We start from the raw sequence: 17819 nt of genomic DNA, 5'->3' as shown, positions 1-17819 counted from the left end.
CTTAGTGGTTGTTTTTATGGTTCTGTTTGCTATGAATAATCACCATTCTAAATCAACATTCTGTTTTACAACTCTCCATGAAAGGATATTTATTTGTGCAGCAAGATAAGTATCATCATCTTTTGGATGTTGCGGAATAATCTTTTCGTCAGGATTCAAAACCGGAGTTCCAAGACCAGCCACAGAAGTGATAGCAATATCATAAATATGATTACGTACTACACCATACTTACCTTTAGTATCTTCAGCACCGTCTTCATGCTTAATGTCAGTATAATAATATGTTTTACCGGATGACCATATTCTTGCACCAATCGAATTCTTATTGGCAAGTACCTTATTTACGTCAGCATGAGTAGCGTACGCCTCTCCATTCGCTTTATAGAATGTCACATCTTTTGCTGTCTCTTCATTCAACTGCAAATAACTCAAATATCTCTTGCTGTCTTCTGAAGAACCGTCAGCTACACCTGCATCTATACCGGAAACCAATTTCACCATATCTTTACTAATTGATACCAGTTTCTCGTTTTCACCATCTACTTCTTTTGTATAAATCTGAGTATTTACAATACCCAACATTGCTGTCAATGCACCGTCTTCGGTATACTGAGTTCCACCCCATTCAGCCAAACTAAGAGGAGTAGCCACATTGTTCTCATCAACTGTCACCAATACGGCTGCAATAATCGCTTGAGTACGATTGCTTAGAGCATCAGCCGGTTTGTAATCGGACTTCGTACCATCATTATTATCAGCAGCATTTTCAAGACAGTATGCATTGTGTCCATCATATGAAGTAGAATTTCCATTCTCAACTCCTTTGGTGCCCACTTTTTTAGTTATTTCATTATATGACAAATAAGCAAGTGTAGTACCTGCCGGATTCTGTGCCCAATAAGAACGATAAAGAACAGGCATATTCCAATTCCAACTTAAATTCCATTCAGAATCAACCTTTTTGAATAGATATGCTTTATCAGCAGTACTCGTCACATCCCATCCGGTGAAAATGGCATATACAACTTTTGCATCTTCTCCTTCACCAACAGTAATATTAGTCTCGCTATCTTTTGCCGTTTTCAGCGGAATGGCGATATAACCTTCTTTTTCATTAAATGTCACTGTTTTGGGAGAGACTCCTTCTTTCCATTCAGTATACAATCTTGTTTTAGCCCATACACGCTCAACATAAATATTTACAGGGTCGGCAGTGGCAGACTCCGGTTTGGTTTTCAACTTATCTGCGGTTACCTCTACTTCACAACGGAAAGTTTCAGAACCAAATACAGAACTTGTCATCAAGAAACCGTCCTTTGCAGTACCAGCCAATGCAATCTCATCACGAAGTTGACTCAAAGACTTGTTGGCATCACCTAAGAAACAGTCGGCGCCTACTCCACCGTTAAGCACTGCAACCATAGATTTAAGACCATCTACGTTGTCATCCTTATCCGTTTCAATAACAAGCACCGCATTCACTTTTTCTTCAATATTAGGCATCTCGCTTTCACCATTTCCCAAATCTTTGCTTTCAAGTGAATAATCATAATAATTCTTTCCTTCACGTCTTACCGGACAAGCAGAACCATCTGCTTTGAAGAAATAGAACCGTATCGATTTCACCTCATTTTCATTTGCCAGTCCTTCTTCAAACAAATCTCCATCCTGATTTCCGGGATTCACATCTGCACGTGTCCTGATAGCTGCCGGATTAGCAATCTGAACAGACAGGAAACGACTCTGACCGTCAAATTCCGGACTGTCGGTTTCGGGCGTAATTTCATCGCTGGAACAAGCACTAAATGCCATTACTCCAAGCAAGCCCCAAAATAAATTTGATAACTTCATAAAATTAAACGTTAATGGATTAATAAATTATTTTTAGCTTTCTCTATTTTATCTATTTCAATAAGAATTATCTCAGCCTGCTCTACCCCCATCGCTTTCGCGTCATTCAAGAATCTTCGCGCACTATCATAATCCTCAACAAGAAAGGCATATGCCCCACGGGCGTATACAGCCTGTGGCGAATCTCCCGTTTTAGAAAGATAACGTTTTGCGCTTTCAAGATCCTTACGCTGCATTGCGGAATTCGCCGCATTCAAGTTGGCTGTCTCGTCATCAGGATACATTCTCACAGCCGTCTCAAACACATCGTTGAACTCAACGCTTCCCGGTTCGTATGTCCGTGCCACAAGATAGAACTCATTGAGGCTGAGTTTCTGAGGCTGCGTCTGCATGATACGTTTTATCTCTTCCACATCGCTGAAGCTGCGGATAACGTAGTCTATACGATAATCGGTATGACGTAAGGCCGGATAACAGTTCTGCAACAAGAAGCGGTATTCTTCCGGATAAGTCCGTTTTATCTTCGCTTCTTTAGCATCCGGTTCCAGATTGCTGTCAATCATATTCAATATTTCTGTGCGGTGTGCCAGATTGGTCTTCTCAACATAACGGCGCAACCCGGCCCAATCTTCCGGCTCATAGTCCGTAACTATAACACTATCCTTAAAATGATATAGCTGATTGATATAATGTTTCAATGCTGCCGTACGGCCTATAGCCAAATCCCGGTTATGAGAATACGGACTTTCGGGTGACGCATATCCCTTGAGCCACACCGAAGTAATAGTAATATCCTTGTCGTTCCGTACAGAATCGATGGAAGCTTGGATTTTACCCAATTCATGTGTATTCTGACGATATTCGGGATAAATAACCGTCTTATCGACCGGAAAATCAATGAAAGCCGAACCGGAAAGTGAGCGGCTTTTGACCGCTTCTGCCTGAGGGTAAACATAAAGCAACTGCGGAGACAACGGGATCACTTCCATATATCCTCCTAACGGCTCGACATATTCCGCCAATAGTGTGTTGCAACAGCCGTAATCACTGCGATATAACTCCAATGCGGCCCCGTTCATCCATCCATAGTAAGGCATAATGGCATGATATGCCACATCTGAGGGTTTTGAACGCGCCTTAAATGACATCTCTTTTGCACCGGACAACATGCTTTCTCCATTACGCACATAGTAATAATAGCGTTGACGCCCATAAATTCCTATCGACGGAAGTTCAAGCGTGTCTGTCGCGCACACAAAACGGGGAGTAAGTAATACAGCCCTGTTTACGTCCACATCCAAAGGAGACAAACCCATGCTCATGTCAACCACTATGTATTCACCGTTCCGTTCAATCCTGAGACTATCGGTTATCACTCCGACAGTTTGCTGGGCATTCAGCATACAGCATGTTCCCAGCCATGCTGTTATAATAAGAATCATTTGTTTCATAACTAAACGCTTTTTAGAATAAATAGACTAGATTTACTGCTGCCTTAGTTGGACCGAAATAGTTATGTGGTCTGTTTTCACCGACTTTCTTTCCACATCCGGCACACCTGAAACGGTCATAACGGGTATAGGAATAACCGACACCTATTTCAGCCTCGATATTCCAATGCCGTCCCAATATCCAGGCATAGCCATAAGCAACACCCGCACCAACAAACCATCCTTGATACCGGGTATCTTTAAGACTTGAGAAATCCGTACCCAATAAACTGAAATCAATGTCAATGCCACCTATATTATATTGACCGCCATGCAAATGAGCTCCGACGAAATGTCCTGCAAAGCGATCGCAGAACCAATAACGGGCCTCAGGTTGCACCGCCCAATGCTTCCACCGGCGATCATGCGACAATGTCCATGCATTGACCTCTCCGGAGATGTCAAGCGTCCAGCGAGGTGCCAGTCCAACCTCCAAACCGGTATTTATATTCAAAAAAACATCGGATAAAATATTGGTCTTGATTGCCACATTCTGTGCACAGACCGGATGAGTCACAATATTCATGACTATTATCAGAAGAAAAATCCCTAGCTTCATCATTTGTGTGTATTCTTATGCTAAACATTTGTTGTCATTTCCCTTGGAATAGCATCCAAACAAGTAGCAATAAACAGATTAACATTTCACTGATAATCCAAGAATATAACTTGTATTTTAGTTTCCCTTGTAAATATGTTTATGCCCCAATTATATTCGTTTGATAGCTTAATCCGATACTTCTCTTATCAAGAAAAGTACCGCTAACATTTATATCTGATATTTACACATTTGTGCTGTACGGACATTCCACTCCGCTTAACATTTGACAAAAAATGCTAATATTTTTTGTTGTGAATCAAAAAAGTTTATTGAATATAATAGTGTATACCTTATTTTTTGTAATTTTGCATCATCTAATACTTTTCTTGATAAGAAAAGTACCGGGTTAACAACGTGTTTTCATACTTTTTATATTATTATAAAGAATTGATAATAAGACTATTAGCCTTATCAACAGCAGAAGTATCCAATGAAGCAAGATAAATCTTCGTAGTATTTTCAGAATCGTGTCCCATAGCTTCACAAATCACAGAAATAGAGATATTTTTACTTTTGGCTATACTTGCCCAAGCGTGACGGGCGACATATGTTGTCAGCGTAACATTCAAGTTCAACAGTTTTCCAATCATTTTCAATTTCCTGTTTATCAAGTGTGCCGCATTTTGATATTGCCGTCTCTCGTTTTTATTGATGTCCTTTATTATCGGCAGCAGATAAGGCGTATCTGCCGTATCATACTTATTGATAATTTCCTGCATAGGCTTTTCCCATTTGATAAAAAGCTGCTGGTTCGTTTTGTGACGCCGATATGCCAGGATACCGTTCCGGATATCTTTCTTTTTAAGGAACGCCATATCTACGAATGACATCCCGCGGGTATAAAACGAAAACATAAAGATGTCCCGGGCATAATCCATCGACGGAGAGAATCTCAATTCCATATCCCTTATCTGACGGATGACTTTCATGGGTACAGCACGCTTCATGGTCTTGTCAATTCCAGTATACACATGCTTAAAGGGATTGCGCTGTACAGTTAACTCTTTGTCTACAGCACGGTTGTATATTGCCCGCAAATTTCTCATATAATACGAAGAACTGTTGGGGCATACTCCGGCAGATTTCAAATAGGTCTCATACTCAACCATAAGAACCGAATCGATTCCTTCAATAAGTATATCTCCACGATTTCCCATGAAACGTTCGAAACTGTTCAGAGTTGCTGCATAAGTTTCAGCAGTACGTTCTTTACCAATCTGCTTCAACTGCGCAACAAGCTCTCGCCCAAACGAAAGAAAACCACCAACAGAAGGAGACTGATAAGCCCTCACTACGTCTCCTGACGTAAAGGAATTTGCAGACCGCTCGAGACTCAGGACTATTTCCCGAAGTCGGGATTGATCTTCCAAAATACATTTTCTCAATGTGGTTAGATAATGTGCACGCATTGCGTCGTCAGCAGGAATGACGATTAACGACAATCTCTTGTCCCATTCTGAGGAGAAAAGCTTGTAGCCGGTGCTTATTTGCCTCACGACCCGGTCATGGGTCACCTGATAAAACAAAGTCCCCTCTTTATCAAAAACCGAGGAAGGACGAAACTTAACTTTTACTGTTGCCATATAAGTTATATTTTGAATTAAATAATTATTGATATAACAAATATGGGAATAAAAAAAAGAGACTGAATAACTTTTTATTGTTAAACAGCCTCTTACTATTTCTTTTTTAGAGTTAACTTGGAGTCTCTACCTACCATTTATAGTTAATACCAAAACTAAGCAGTTCTTTCAACTGGAAAAAGCTGTCGCCTTCAGTCGGTTTAGAACTGTCGTCAAAACGGGTATGCACGTAAAGTTTGGTAGAGAGATAGCGGTTCAGGACGAAGTTGAAGGTATTTTCCCATTCTACACGCGCCCAATGGTAGTTGGTCAGATAATTGAAACGGGATTCCAAGGTTACGGCGGAGATTATCGTCCAGTTGAGTGTCGCTTGTAATTGGGAACCGAAGTCATTCTTGGAACACTTTCCTTCGTCCAAGCCAAATTTGGTTTCGTCTACTTCCGAGCTGCCAATATAACGCAAGTTGTAAGTCAATGGCGCCATAAAGACGGAAAGATTGAATTTCTTCTTACTCAGTTTATAGTCCATACCGACACTGACCGCCAAATCCGCCGGTGACATAAATGTTGAAACCAAAACATCACTATTCGCTTTATAACCGTTGAAAAACTGGGTCTTGAATTCGGAAGAAATGGTATAGTACCAGTTTTTGAGGGCCCGCAAACCTAATTTGTTATACAGGCGGAGCTGGTCGGTATTAAACAGGTATTTATGGTATTCGTCAGACGGGGTGGAAGTCATACCTACCTTAGCTTCGAGTTGATTCTCGAACAGGATTCTTTCATTGTCGTTGTAGTTGGCAAAAATTTGGAAAGTCGCCAAACCGGAGAAGTTGCTTTCACCACCCTTGTACCAGTTGTCCGAAAGGTGGTTCTGGCTGATTTGCAGCGATCCGTTACCACCGGTCACCCACCAGTTGGGACGGCTGATCTTTATATCGGCCTTACCTACATTATCATCCATGTTCTCCGGTTGGAACAGGTGGATAACACTGGCTTTCGGGGATATTTTCGGTTTCACGTCGCGACGGAAAACATCACGGCTCATGATGCGGTCTTCCGTAGTGACTACCAGTTGTGGTTTTTGCAGATAAAGATCCATCAATGCCTTATTGACCAAAGTATTGGCACGTCGGGTCTTGGAGAATGCCAGCGTGTCATAAGGAAGAAGCTCCGTTGGCAGTTGCGGACTGGTATCCGGCTGCACAGGCTTCCATTCCAGTTTTGAATATTGTTCCATCGGGGCATAATAATATGCCAGCGGAGTAAACAGACGGAAATAGTCAGGATCGGACGGAATATAACGCGCAGGTACGGACAGGTCATTCAGATAATCCAGTTGGGCGATATACTTATTATATAAATAAGAGACTGTATCCAGTTTCGGAGTCGGGCCTGACATGTTGAGCTTGAGCATCAAATATTTCTGAAGTTCCGCTGAAAGCGTATCTGCTTTCACAACTTTGGCTTTTGCCACTACTGTTGAAGGCTTGGTCGTTTTCGGGGATTTGGTCGCCTTGGCAGGTTTGAGAGTTTCGGGAGCAGGCTGCAAAGAATCAACCGGAATCACGGAATCAACGGCTGATTCCTGAACAGGCTCCTGTGCATAAAGTGATAACGTTAATAAGGACAGGATAAAAGCTGAACATAAAGTAGTAATTCTCATCATATTTGTCTATGGTTTAGGGTGCAAAGCTACATTATTTTGTTCAGAAATCATAGGAATCTTTTAAAATTGCATTTTTTAATAAATTTGTAGCGGCGAAAGGCAGCATTCTTCCTCTTTTTTTTATAATTTTGCGCTTTTTAAGTTCGTAAGAATACTACTAAGTAAACAATTTTTAAAACAGTTATAGCTGTGGGAGAAACAAAGTATATTTTCGTCACCGGTGGTGTTGCCTCTTCGTTAGGAAAAGGTATCATCTCATCATCCATCGGTAAGTTGCTACAAGCAAGAGGTTATAATGTAACCATCCAGAAGTTTGACCCGTACATCAACATCGACCCGGGAACATTGAATCCATATGAGCACGGAGAGTGCTATGTTACCGTAGACGGACACGAAGCCGACCTCGACCTGGGACACTATGAACGTTTCCTGGGCATTCAAACGACAAAGGCGAACAACATTACTACGGGACGTATCTACAAGAGCGTTATCGATAAGGAGCGCCGTGGAGATTATCTGGGTAAGACAATCCAGGTGATTCCTCATATCACGGATGAAATCAAACGGAATGTGAAGCTGCTCGGAAACAAGTACAAATTCGATTTTGTAATCACTGAAATCGGTGGTACGGTCGGCGACATCGAGTCACTCCCCTACCTCGAAAGTATCCGTCAGTTGAAATGGGAACTTGGCAAGAATGCCCTTTGTGTGCACTTGACTTATGTCCCTTATCTTGCTGCTGCCGGAGAACTGAAAACGAAACCGACACAACATTCGGTGAAGGAACTTCAGAGTGTAGGTATTCAGCCGGATGTACTGGTACTCCGTGCCGAACATCCTCTAAGCGACGGATTGCGTAAAAAGGTGGCACAGTTCTGTAATGTGGACGATAAAGCCGTAGTGCAGTCTATCGACGCGGAAACAATCTACGAAGTACCTATCCTGATGCAGGCACAAGGACTGGACAGCACCATTCTTGAAAAGATGGGACTGCCGGTAGGAGAAACTCCGGGACTCGGCCCATGGCGCAAATTCCTGGAACGCCGTCACGCTGCTGAAACAAAAGAGCCGGTTAATATTGCGCTAGTCGGGAAATATGACTTGCAGGATGCGTATAAATCTATCCGTGAGGCTTTATCACAGGCAGGTACTTACAATGACCGCAAAGTGGAAGTGCATTTCGTAAACAGTGAAAAGCTGACAGACGAGAATGTAGATGAAGCGTTGAAAGGTATGGCCGGTGTCATGATCGGCCCGGGATTCGGTCAGCGTGGTATTGACGGCAAGTTTGTTGCTATCAAATATACGCGTACACATGATATTCCGACTTTCGGTATTTGCTTGGGTATGCAATGTATCGCTATCGAATTTGCACGCAACGTACTGGGTTATGCCGATGCCAACTCACGCGAGATGGATGAAAAGACTCCGCACAACGTGATCGACATCATGGAAGAACAAAAGGCAATCACCAATATGGGTGGTACGATGCGTCTGGGCGCTTACGAATGCGTATTGAATAAAGACTCCAAGACCTATCAGGCTTACGGACAGGAACACATTCAGGAACGTCACCGTCACCGTTATGAGTTCAACAATGACTACAAAGAACAATACGAAGCTGCCGGCATGAAATGTGTTGGTATCAACCCAGAGTCAGATTTGGTGGAAATTGTGGAAATCCCGGCATTGAAGTGGTTCGTTGGTACACAGTTCCATCCGGAATACGGTAGTACGGTATTGAACCCGCATCCGTTGTTCGTAGCGTTTGTGAAAGCTGCTATCGAAAACGAAAAGTAAATTAGTAATTTGTAATTAAAATAAGAATGGATAAAAACACCATCACAGGTCTCGTTTTAATAGGTATATTATTGGTAGGATTCAGTTTTCTGAGCCGCCCCAGCGAGGAGCAGATAGCTGCACAAAAGAGATACTACGATTCTATTGCCGTGGTACAGCAGCAAGAGGAAGCGCTGAAGGCGAAAACGGAAGCTGCACTGGCTAACAGCAAGCAAGAGACTGCTACATCGGTAGCCGATTCTTCCGCCCTGTTTTTCAATGCCATGCATGGAACAGACTCTAAAATCAGCATTCAGAATAACGTAGCGGAAATCACTTTCACGACGAAGGGCGGACGTGTATATTCAGCCATGCTAAAGGATTACATGGCACAGGACAAGAAGACTCCGGTCATGCTGTTCGACGGTGATGATGCTTCGATGAATTTCAACTTCTACAATAAAGAAGGTGCTATTCAGACAAAGGATTATTTCTTTGAAGCAGTGAACAAGACGGATAGCAGTGTCACCATGCGTTTGGCTGCGAACAGCGAAAGCTATATTGACTTCATATATACGCTGAAGCCGGACAGCTACTTGATGAACTTTGAAATCAAGGCTACAGGTATGGCGGACAAACTGGCAAGCACCAAATATGTGGACATTGACTGGTCGCAACGTGCCCGCCAACTGGAAAAAGGATTCACTTACGAGAATCGTTTGTCTGAGCTGACTTATAAGGTGACAGGTGAAAATGTAGATAACTTGTCGGCTGCTAAAGATGATGATAAGAAGTTGGAAAGCCGCATTGACTGGGTGGCGTTCAAAAACCAGTTCTTCTCTTCTGTATTTATCGCTGAGCAGGATTTCGAAAAGGTTTCTGTAAAATCGAGAATGGAACAGCAAGGAAGCGGATATATCAAGGATTACTCTGCTGAAATGAATACATTTTTCGATCCGACAGGCAAAGAACCGACAGAAATGTATTTCTATTTCGGCCCGAACCACTTCAAGACGCTGAAGGCGTTGGATAAGGGTCGTACCGAGAAATGGGAACTTCACAGACTGGTATATCTAGGCTGGCCGTTGATTCGCTGGATTAATCAATTCATCACGATCAACGTATTCGACTGGTTGTCCGGTTGGGGCTTGAGCATGGGTATCGTATTGTTGATTCTGACTATCATGGTGAAAGTTGTGGTTTATCCGGCTACCTGGAAAACTTATATGTCTTCTGCCAAGATGCGCGTTTTGAAACCGAAAATCGACGAAATCAACAAGAAGTATCCGAAGCAGGAAGACGCGATGAAGAAGCAGCAGGAAGTGATGGGGCTTTACAGCCAATACGGGGTAAGTCCAATGGGCGGCTGTCTGCCGATGTTGTTGCAGTTCCCTATCCTGATGGCTTTGTTTATGTTCGTGCCGAGTGCTATCGAGTTGCGCCAACAGAGTTTCTTGTGGGCGGACGACCTTTCCACTTATGACGCGTTCATCACATTCCCCTTCCATATTCCGTTCCTGGGTAACCACCTCAGCCTGTTCTGCCTGCTGATGACGGTTACCAATATCCTGAACACGAAGTATACGATGTCTATGCAGGATACTGGCGCACAACCGCAAATGGCTGCCATGAAATGGATGATGTATCTGATGCCGATTATGTTCTTGTTTGTCTTGAACGATTATCCGTCAGGTTTGAACTATTATTATTTCGTGTCAACGTTGATTAGTGTAGGTACCATGATTCTGCTTCGTAAAACTACTAACGAAACAAAATTGCTGGCTATCCTTGAAGCGAAAAAGAAAGACCCGAAACAAATGAAAAAGACCGGATTTGCCGCACGCTTAGAAGCGATGCAAAAGCAACAGGAGCTATTGCAGCAGCAAAGACAGAATAAGAAATAAGGAATAAAATCCTATATATTCTGAGAAAGCCGGACATCCTATTTTGGTTGCCCGGCTTTCTTTCTCTAAATAAACAAAGTATGATGAAGACTAAATATACTTATAAACAAATATGGACTATCGCCTATCCCATCCTGATCAGTTTGATTATGGAGCAACTGATAGGTATGACGGACACCGCTTTTCTCGGGCGTGTCGGTGAAATTGAACTGGGAGCATCTGCCATCGCAGGTGTATATTACCTCGCTATCTTTATGCTGGCTTTCGGTTTCAGCATCGGAGCCCAGATATTGATTGCCCGTCGCAACGGGGAAGGGAATTACAAAGAGATAGGTCTGATCTTCTATCAGGGCATCTATTTTTTACTGGTGGTTGCAGCTATATTGTTCACCCTATCCATTGTATTCTCACCGCATATATTGAAGAATATCATATCTTCTCCGCACATCTACGATGCAGCCGAGAGCTATATACACTGGAGAGTCTACGGTTTCTTCTTCTCTTTTGTCGGCGTTATGTTCCGGGCTTTCTTCGTAGGAACCACCCAGACCAAAACACTGACATTGAACTCCATTGTGATGGTACTCTCGAATGTTGTATTCAATTATATCCTAATCTTCGGTAAATTCGGTTTCCCGCAACTGGGGATTGCCGGTGCTGCCATCGGTTCTTCCTTAGCCGAAATGGTTTCGGTGATTTTCTTTATCATCTATACATGGAAACGGATTGACTGCAAGAAGTATGCATTGAATATCCTGCCCAAATTTCGTGTACAGATGTTGAAACGGATTCTCAATATTTCCGTTTGGACGATGATTCAGAACTTCGTTTCCCTATCGACCTGGTTCATGTTCTTCCTTTTCGTGGAACACTTGGGAGAACGGTCGCTGGCAATCGCCAATATAATCCGTAATGTATCGGGAATTCCGTTTATGATTGCGATGGCTTTCGCCTCTACCTGCGGTTCACTGGTCAGCAACCTTATTGGCGCAGGCGAACAGGATTGTGTGCGGGGAACTATCAGGCAGCATATCCGTATCGGGTATATGCTTGTAATACCCATACTGGTATTCTTCTGTCTTTTCCCTGACCTGGTTCTGAGTATCTATACGGACATTCCGGAATTAAGGGAAGCATCTGTCCACTCTCTTTGGGTGCTATGTTCGGCTTATCTGGTGCTAGTTCCCGCCAATGTTTATTTCCAGTCGGTATCAGGGACGGGAAACACCCGTACAGCTCTGGCGATGGAACTTTGCGTACTGACCATTTATGTCGCTTACTCAATGTACTTTATCCTGTATCTGCGGATGGACATCGCATTTGCATGGACAACGGAGTGTGTGTATGGTATTTTCACATTGATATTCTGCTACATATATATGAAGAAAGGAAACTGGCAGAAAAAGAAGATTTAAATCCTTTTTTCACTATCTTCGCAAGAAAATAAACATTTTATAAAATATATGAGACAAGCTAATTTATTTATGATGTCGGCAGCAATGTTGTTAGCGGCCTGCGGCGGAACCAAAGAAGCAGGCAAAACGGAGCAGGTGCTTATCGAGAAATCGGATATTAAGATTGAAGGGAAGCGCATGACTCCCGAAGCACTTTGGGCCATGGGACGTATCGGCGGATTCGCGGTATCGCCCGACGGAAAGAAAATTGCGTATACGGTGGCATATTACAGTGTACCGGAAAACAAGAGTAACCGCGAAGTCTTCGTGATGAACGCAGACGGAAGCGACAATCAGCAGATCACCCGTACCCCCTACCAGGAGAATGAGGTGACATGGATCAAAGGGGGTACCAAGCTCGCTTTTCTAAGCAATGACAACGGGAGCAGCCAGCTTTATGAGATGAATCCCGATGGTAGCGGACGCAAGCAGTTGACCAACTATGACGGTGACATCGAAGGATATTCTGTCTCACCGGACGGCAAGAAGCTCTTGTTTATCTCACAAGTCAAAACGAAAGAAAGTACAGCCGATAAATATCCGGATCTGCCTAAAGCTACAGGTATCATCGTCACCGACCTGATGTACAAGCATTGGGATGAATGGGTAACGACTGCTCCGCATCCTTTCGTTGCTAATTTTGACGGTAACGGTATTTCCAATATCGTGGATATTCTGGACGGTGAGCCGTATGAAAGTCCGATGAAGCCCTGGGGCGGAATCGAGCAACTCGCCTGGAACACGACTTCGGACAAAGTAGCTTATACTTGCCGCAAGAAGACCGGACTGGCGTATGCGATTTCTACCAATTCGGATATTTATATCTATGATCTGAATACTAAGAAGACGGAGAATATCACTGAAGAAAATAAAGGATATGATACCAATCCGCAATATTCACCAGACGGCAAGTATATTGCCTGGCAGAGCATGGAGCGTGACGGTTACGAGGCTGATCTGAACCGCCTGTTTATCATGAATCTGGAAACGGGTGAAAAGCGTTTTGTCAGCAAGGCGTTCGAATCGAATGTGGATGCCTTTGTTTGGGGTGCAGATGCCAAGATGATCTATTTCACTGGGGTATGGCATGGAGAATCGCAGATTTATGCGCTTGATTTGGCTAATGATTCGATAAAGGCGGTTACTTCGGGAATGTATGACTACGAAGGGGTGGCTCTTTTCGGTGACAAGCTGATTGCCAAACGTCATTCCATGAGTATGGGTGATGAGATTTATACAGTGGCACTGGACGGAACAACCACTCAACTGACACAGGAAAACAAGCAGATTTATGACCAGTTGGAGATGGGAAAAGTGGAAGGTCGCTGGATGAAGACAACAGATGGTAAACAGATGTTGACATGGGTGATCTATCCGCCTCAATTCGATCCGAATAAGAAATATCCTACTCTGTTGTTCTGCGAGGGTGGCCCTCAAAGTCCGGTAAGCCAGTTCTGGTCTTATCGTTGGAACTTCCAGATTATGGCGGCTAATGATTATATCATCGTCGCTCCGAACCGTCGCGGTCTGCCGGGATTCGGTGTGGAATGGAACGAACAGATCAGCGGTGATTACGGCGGTCAGTGTATGAAGGATTACTTCACGGCTATTGACGAGATGGCGAAAGAGCCGTATGTAGATAATGACCGTTTGGGATGTGTAGGTGCCAGTTTCGGGGGATTCTCCGTGTATTGGTTGGCCGGACATCATGACAAGCGCTTCAAGGCATTTATTGCCCATGACGGTATCTTCAATATGGAAATGCAATATCTGGAAACTGAAGAGAAATGGTTTGCCAACTGGGATATGGGTGGCGCATACTGGGAAAAACAAAATCCGGTGGCACAGCGTACTTTCGCCAACTCCCCTCACCTTTTTGTAGAAAAATGGGATACTCCGATTCTCTGCATCCATGGAGAAAAAGATTATCGTATCCTGGCTAATCAAGCGATGGCTGCTTTTGACGCTGCCGTGATGCGTGGGGTTCCTGCCGAGCTGCTGATTTATCCAGATGAAAACCACTGGGTACTGAAACCTCAAAACGGAGTGTTGTGGCAACGTACTTTCTTTGAATGGCTGGACAAATGGGTAAAGAAAGCTCCATCCAAATAAGATTTCAAGAAATTAGTTACATAGTAGAATAAAACATAGTAAACTAAGGCGTAGTAAACGAAAACATAGTAAACTAAAAGAAGCCCCTGTTCTCAATCTCTTGAGTTCAGGGGCTTCTCCATTGCATTCATAAAAAATCCGCTAAATTTATTCCGAATATATATTTTTAATTTCTACAATATACATCTTATGAAAACCGCCATGCGCACTATCATACCATTTTTCCAATGATTCCTTATCCAGAAAACATTCCGGTTTGATGCCGTCGGCGTAGAGTTTCTTACATTCCAGGCTCAGACGGGCTTGCTCGAACAATACATTACCCTCTTCTGTAAATACAGGTTTCAATCCGGTTTCTTTGACTTTATCTATATTCCGTCCCGACTTGGAGCCACAGACTGCATGAATTTTCTTATTTTCTTCTCCTAAGAAGGATAACGTCAGATAGTCGCCCTTCTCTATAAATTCATATGTATAGCGTTCAGGGCGAACAAAAACAAAGGCTACGGGCTTATTCCACAACCAACCGATGCCACCCCAACTTGCTGTCATTGTATTGAACTTCTCTTTGGTGCCGGCTGTAACCAGCATCCATTCTTTTCCGATTGCTTCGAAAAAGTTCTCTTTCAGGTCTTTAATTTCTAATTTCTTCATCTCTTTACTCGTTCGTTTATAGTTATTTCTTCTTATTCAGTTTTACAATTTCTCCCAAGTAAGGAATCTCTACCGGGATCTTTCTTTTCTTCGCTTCTGCCGCAAAAACTTTCGGGGGATCGTGCAAAGGTTCATCAGACAAGTCAAATGTACCATAATGCATCGGGATAGTAAGCCCGGCGCGCATTTCTTCGGCAGCGGTCAGGGATTCGTAAGGCGAGATATGGTTGGGACGCATAAACCAACGGGGCTTGTATGCACCGATTCCCAGTAAAGCATAATCCGGCGAACCGAACAAGTCCGGGATTTCACGAAAGTGGCTGGAATATCCTGTGTCACCGCTATAATAGAGTGAGATGCCATCGCCTTGCAACATAAATGCTCCCCACAATCGTTGTCCGCCGTCACGCACGGAACGTTTGCTCCAATGTTGCGCCGGAAGGAAAGTGATTTTGAGTCCTTCGTCTTCCATCTGCTGATACCAGCCGGCTTCAATTATCTTCATTTCAGGAAACCAGTTCTGGATTAATTCTCCTGTTCCCAGTCCGCAGAAGAGTTTCATTTGCGGATTGTTCTTCAAGAGACGGGCGATACTTTGTTTATCCAAATGGTCGAAATGGTCGTGGCTGACGAGCAGATAATCAATCCCTGTAAAGATGTCAGGATTAGCGGGAAATTCGCTCTGACGCTTTACAAAAGGGATGCTGCCGAACACCGGATCGAACATGATTCTTTTGCCTGCCAATTGGAGAAAAAAGGAATTATGTCCCAACCATACCAGTGAGTCCCCTACCACTGCGTCCAGAGAACGAAGATAGCAGACTTTCGGATTCCACTTCACCGTCTTCTTTTCTTTTCGTTGTGGATTGGGCGAAAGACGCCATTTCAGTACACTTCCCATCCCCGGACGGAAGCGATGCTGTCTGTTAAAAAAGCGTCCGCGTACCATCGGATTTCCTCTCCAATAAGGATTGACGGTAGCCAAACGTTCGTTTCTCCTAAAACATATATGTTCACCCATTTTTATTTCTTGAATACGTCTTTACAAACTTAATAAAAAATTCTCGATTTACTATAAATAAGAACAAACAAAAAATGTACCCCGGACACACTATCGGGGTACATTTAGTTATAAAAGAATAAATATTATCCTTTTTTAATAGAACAAGAGTTAGTTAAGAGCAGTGTAAGCCGTATAAAGGTAGTTGCCATCCGAGGGCTGAAAGGTTAATTACCATAATGACTGCACCCAATATCCATAGAATCAGCAACGACCATTTCAAGCCTGTCCCCATCGGTGACCAATGGAATAACTGGCGAAGAATAGTATAAAGGAAAGCTCCCAATGGAATACCAATCAGGGCGACTCCGGCAATCGTGCCAAGCAATGTCATCATAGGAGATACGGAAGTAACCGGTATCCAACTGATGGCAGGCAGCATTTCGTAAAGCAATGCCCCGCCACTGACCGCTACCGCAACAGCAGCGAACACCAGGGCTACCAATACGACAGCCAATACGAACAATACAGGGCAGCAGATAATCACCAAAGCTACCAGAAATATCTTAAAGAGGACGGCAGCAATGGAAACAAACACATCTCCTACTTTCTGAAGAAAGGTACGGGGCTTTCCGGAATTCATATAGTTATTGACTCCGTCCGCTACCCGTTCGAAGCCGTCTGTCACCGTTTTACCAATATTTTCGATGGTCACCGCTTTTCCATGCATACTCAGCTTTTCTGCCGCTGTATGAGCTTCCGGTATAACAATCCATCCGATAATATAGAGTATGATCATCGGACAGTAAGGGACAAATACCAGAATGATCATCAAGATACGCACCAGGGTGATATCCCAATCGAAATAAGCCGCCAGTCCTGATGCTACACCACCCAGCAACTTATTGTCCGGATCGCGAAACCAACGGCGCGGAGCGGCAGTATGTGCATAACTCTGATTGCCGGAAGCGGACTGTTCCGTCTTTTTCTGTGAATCCGTGTCATCGTCAGTTATTCCGAAGTCTTCCGGTTTACCTACACGCGCTATAATTTCTTCCACATCCGAAACAGTTATGACTTGTTTTCCTTCAGCTATTTTTTCAGCAAACAGTTCGGCAATACGCATTTCAATATCGTTTACGATTTCTTCCGCACCTTCCTGTTTACGAAAGTAATGCTTCAGATTAGACAGGTAATTATCTAACAGACGGTAGGCATCATCATCTATATGATAGACAGTTCCTCCTAAATTGATGGTCAAAGTCTTTTTCATTTTAATTTTTTCTTTTCGGATTATCTATTGGCAATATGGTTCACTGTTTCGTTCAATTCTTTCCAGGAGATTTCAAGTTCTCCCAGGAAGGCTTCTCCTCTCTCTGTGAGTTTGTAATATTTGCGGGGTGGCCCCTGCGTGGATTCCACCCATTCATAGCTCAACAAATCATCATTCTTCAAACGTGTCAGCAAAGGGTATAAAGTACCCTCTACCACAATTAGTTGGGCCTCTTTCAGTTTCTGAATGATGTCTGAAGCATAAGCAGGCTCCTTATGCAGCAAAAGCATGATGCAATATTCAAGCATGCCTTTTCTCATCTGGGATTTTACATTGTCTACTTTCATTATTCTCTTCTTTTGTATGGCACAAATATATGCATTACTTTAGTACCTTGCATTGCAAAGTACTATAAATTAATAATAATTAAAACATTAGAGAGCTTACAC

Annotated in this window: 13 protein-coding genes; 4 read left to right on the top strand and 9 right to left on the bottom strand. The window is 43.3% G+C overall.

Annotated features, from left to right (window positions below):
• Positions 1 to 39: 39 nt before the first annotated feature.
• The 5 genes from AB5443_RS08030 to AB5443_RS08010 all read right to left on the bottom strand — a co-directional run bounded on the left by AB5443_RS08030 (position 40) and on the right by AB5443_RS08010 (position 7194).
• Entirely contained in the window at positions 40 to 1851 is a 1812-nt protein-coding gene (locus AB5443_RS08030; protein WP_368114172.1) for a fimbria major subunit, read from the bottom strand.
• An 11-nt stretch (positions 1852 to 1862) separates the two neighbouring features.
• Positions 1863 to 3302 carry a DUF3868 domain-containing protein gene (locus tag AB5443_RS08025; protein WP_368114173.1) on the bottom strand — a complete coding sequence of 480 codons (1440 nt, stop codon included), beginning with the start codon at positions 3300 to 3302 and terminating at the stop codon, positions 1863 to 1865.
• Between the two features lie 13 nt (positions 3303 to 3315).
• On the bottom strand, positions 3316 to 3900 hold the full coding sequence (locus AB5443_RS08020; RefSeq protein ID WP_368114180.1) for a DUF3575 domain-containing protein: 585 nt from the start codon (positions 3898 to 3900) through the stop codon (positions 3316 to 3318).
• 419 nt (positions 3901 to 4319) lie between these two features.
• Complete coding sequence (locus AB5443_RS08015; protein WP_022139292.1) at positions 4320 to 5525, bottom strand: site-specific integrase; 1206 nt, start codon at positions 5523 to 5525, stop codon at positions 4320 to 4322.
• A 130-nt stretch (positions 5526 to 5655) separates the two neighbouring features.
• A complete protein-coding gene (locus AB5443_RS08010; protein WP_368114174.1) occupies positions 5656 to 7194 on the bottom strand; it encodes a DUF3078 domain-containing protein in 1539 nt (512 codons plus the stop codon).
• Between the two features lie 189 nt (positions 7195 to 7383).
• Here AB5443_RS08010 and AB5443_RS08005 point away from each other — a divergent pair, with 189 nt between their 5' ends.
• The 4 genes from AB5443_RS08005 to AB5443_RS07990 all read left to right on the top strand — a co-directional run bounded on the left by AB5443_RS08005 (position 7384) and on the right by AB5443_RS07990 (position 14443).
• Complete coding sequence (locus tag AB5443_RS08005; protein WP_022139290.1) at positions 7384 to 8994, top strand: CTP synthase; 1611 nt, start codon at positions 7384 to 7386, stop codon at positions 8992 to 8994.
• 26 nt (positions 8995 to 9020) lie between these two features.
• Positions 9021 to 10877, top strand: coding sequence for a membrane protein insertase YidC (gene yidC / locus AB5443_RS08000; RefSeq protein WP_044653133.1), 1857 nt, complete (start codon positions 9021 to 9023; stop codon positions 10875 to 10877).
• Positions 10878 to 10960: 83 nt separating this feature from the next.
• The gene (bexA, locus tag AB5443_RS07995; protein ID WP_195407578.1) at positions 10961 to 12292 is read left to right on the top strand and encodes a multidrug efflux MATE transporter BexA; all 1332 of its coding nucleotides are present in this window, start codon (positions 10961 to 10963) and stop codon (positions 12290 to 12292) included.
• A 48-nt stretch (positions 12293 to 12340) separates the two neighbouring features.
• Complete coding sequence (locus AB5443_RS07990; RefSeq protein WP_368114175.1) at positions 12341 to 14443, top strand: prolyl oligopeptidase family serine peptidase; 2103 nt, start codon at positions 12341 to 12343, stop codon at positions 14441 to 14443.
• Between the two features lie 147 nt (positions 14444 to 14590).
• On the opposite strand, the gene AB5443_RS07985 is transcribed toward AB5443_RS07990, so the two are convergent.
• The 4 genes from AB5443_RS07985 to AB5443_RS07970 all read right to left on the bottom strand — a co-directional run bounded on the left by AB5443_RS07985 (position 14591) and on the right by AB5443_RS07970 (position 17717).
• Positions 14591 to 15097, bottom strand: coding sequence for a flavin reductase family protein (locus AB5443_RS07985; protein WP_288361980.1), 507 nt, complete (start codon positions 15095 to 15097; stop codon positions 14591 to 14593).
• 22 nt (positions 15098 to 15119) lie between these two features.
• On the bottom strand, positions 15120 to 16118 hold the full coding sequence (locus AB5443_RS07980) for an MBL fold metallo-hydrolase (protein ID WP_022139285.1): 999 nt from the start codon (positions 16116 to 16118) through the stop codon (positions 15120 to 15122).
• Between the two features lie 154 nt (positions 16119 to 16272).
• Positions 16273 to 17370, bottom strand: coding sequence for a PspC domain-containing protein (locus tag AB5443_RS07975; protein WP_368114176.1), 1098 nt, complete (start codon positions 17368 to 17370; stop codon positions 16273 to 16275).
• Positions 17371 to 17390: 20 nt separating this feature from the next.
• Positions 17391 to 17717: a PadR family transcriptional regulator gene (locus AB5443_RS07970; RefSeq protein WP_044653137.1), complete on the bottom strand. Its 327-nt coding sequence runs from the start codon at positions 17715 to 17717 to the stop codon at positions 17391 to 17393.
• Between the last annotated feature and the right edge of the window lie 102 nt (positions 17718 to 17819).

It is taken from the genome of Bacteroides sp. RTP21281st1_H5_RTP21281_210402, from assembly GCF_040918965.1.
Classification (GTDB): Bacteria; Bacteroidota; Bacteroidia; order Bacteroidales; family Bacteroidaceae; genus Bacteroides; species Bacteroides congonensis.
Note: the sequence above shows the minus strand (reverse complement) of the source record. Positions and strands in the feature narration are given on the sequence as shown.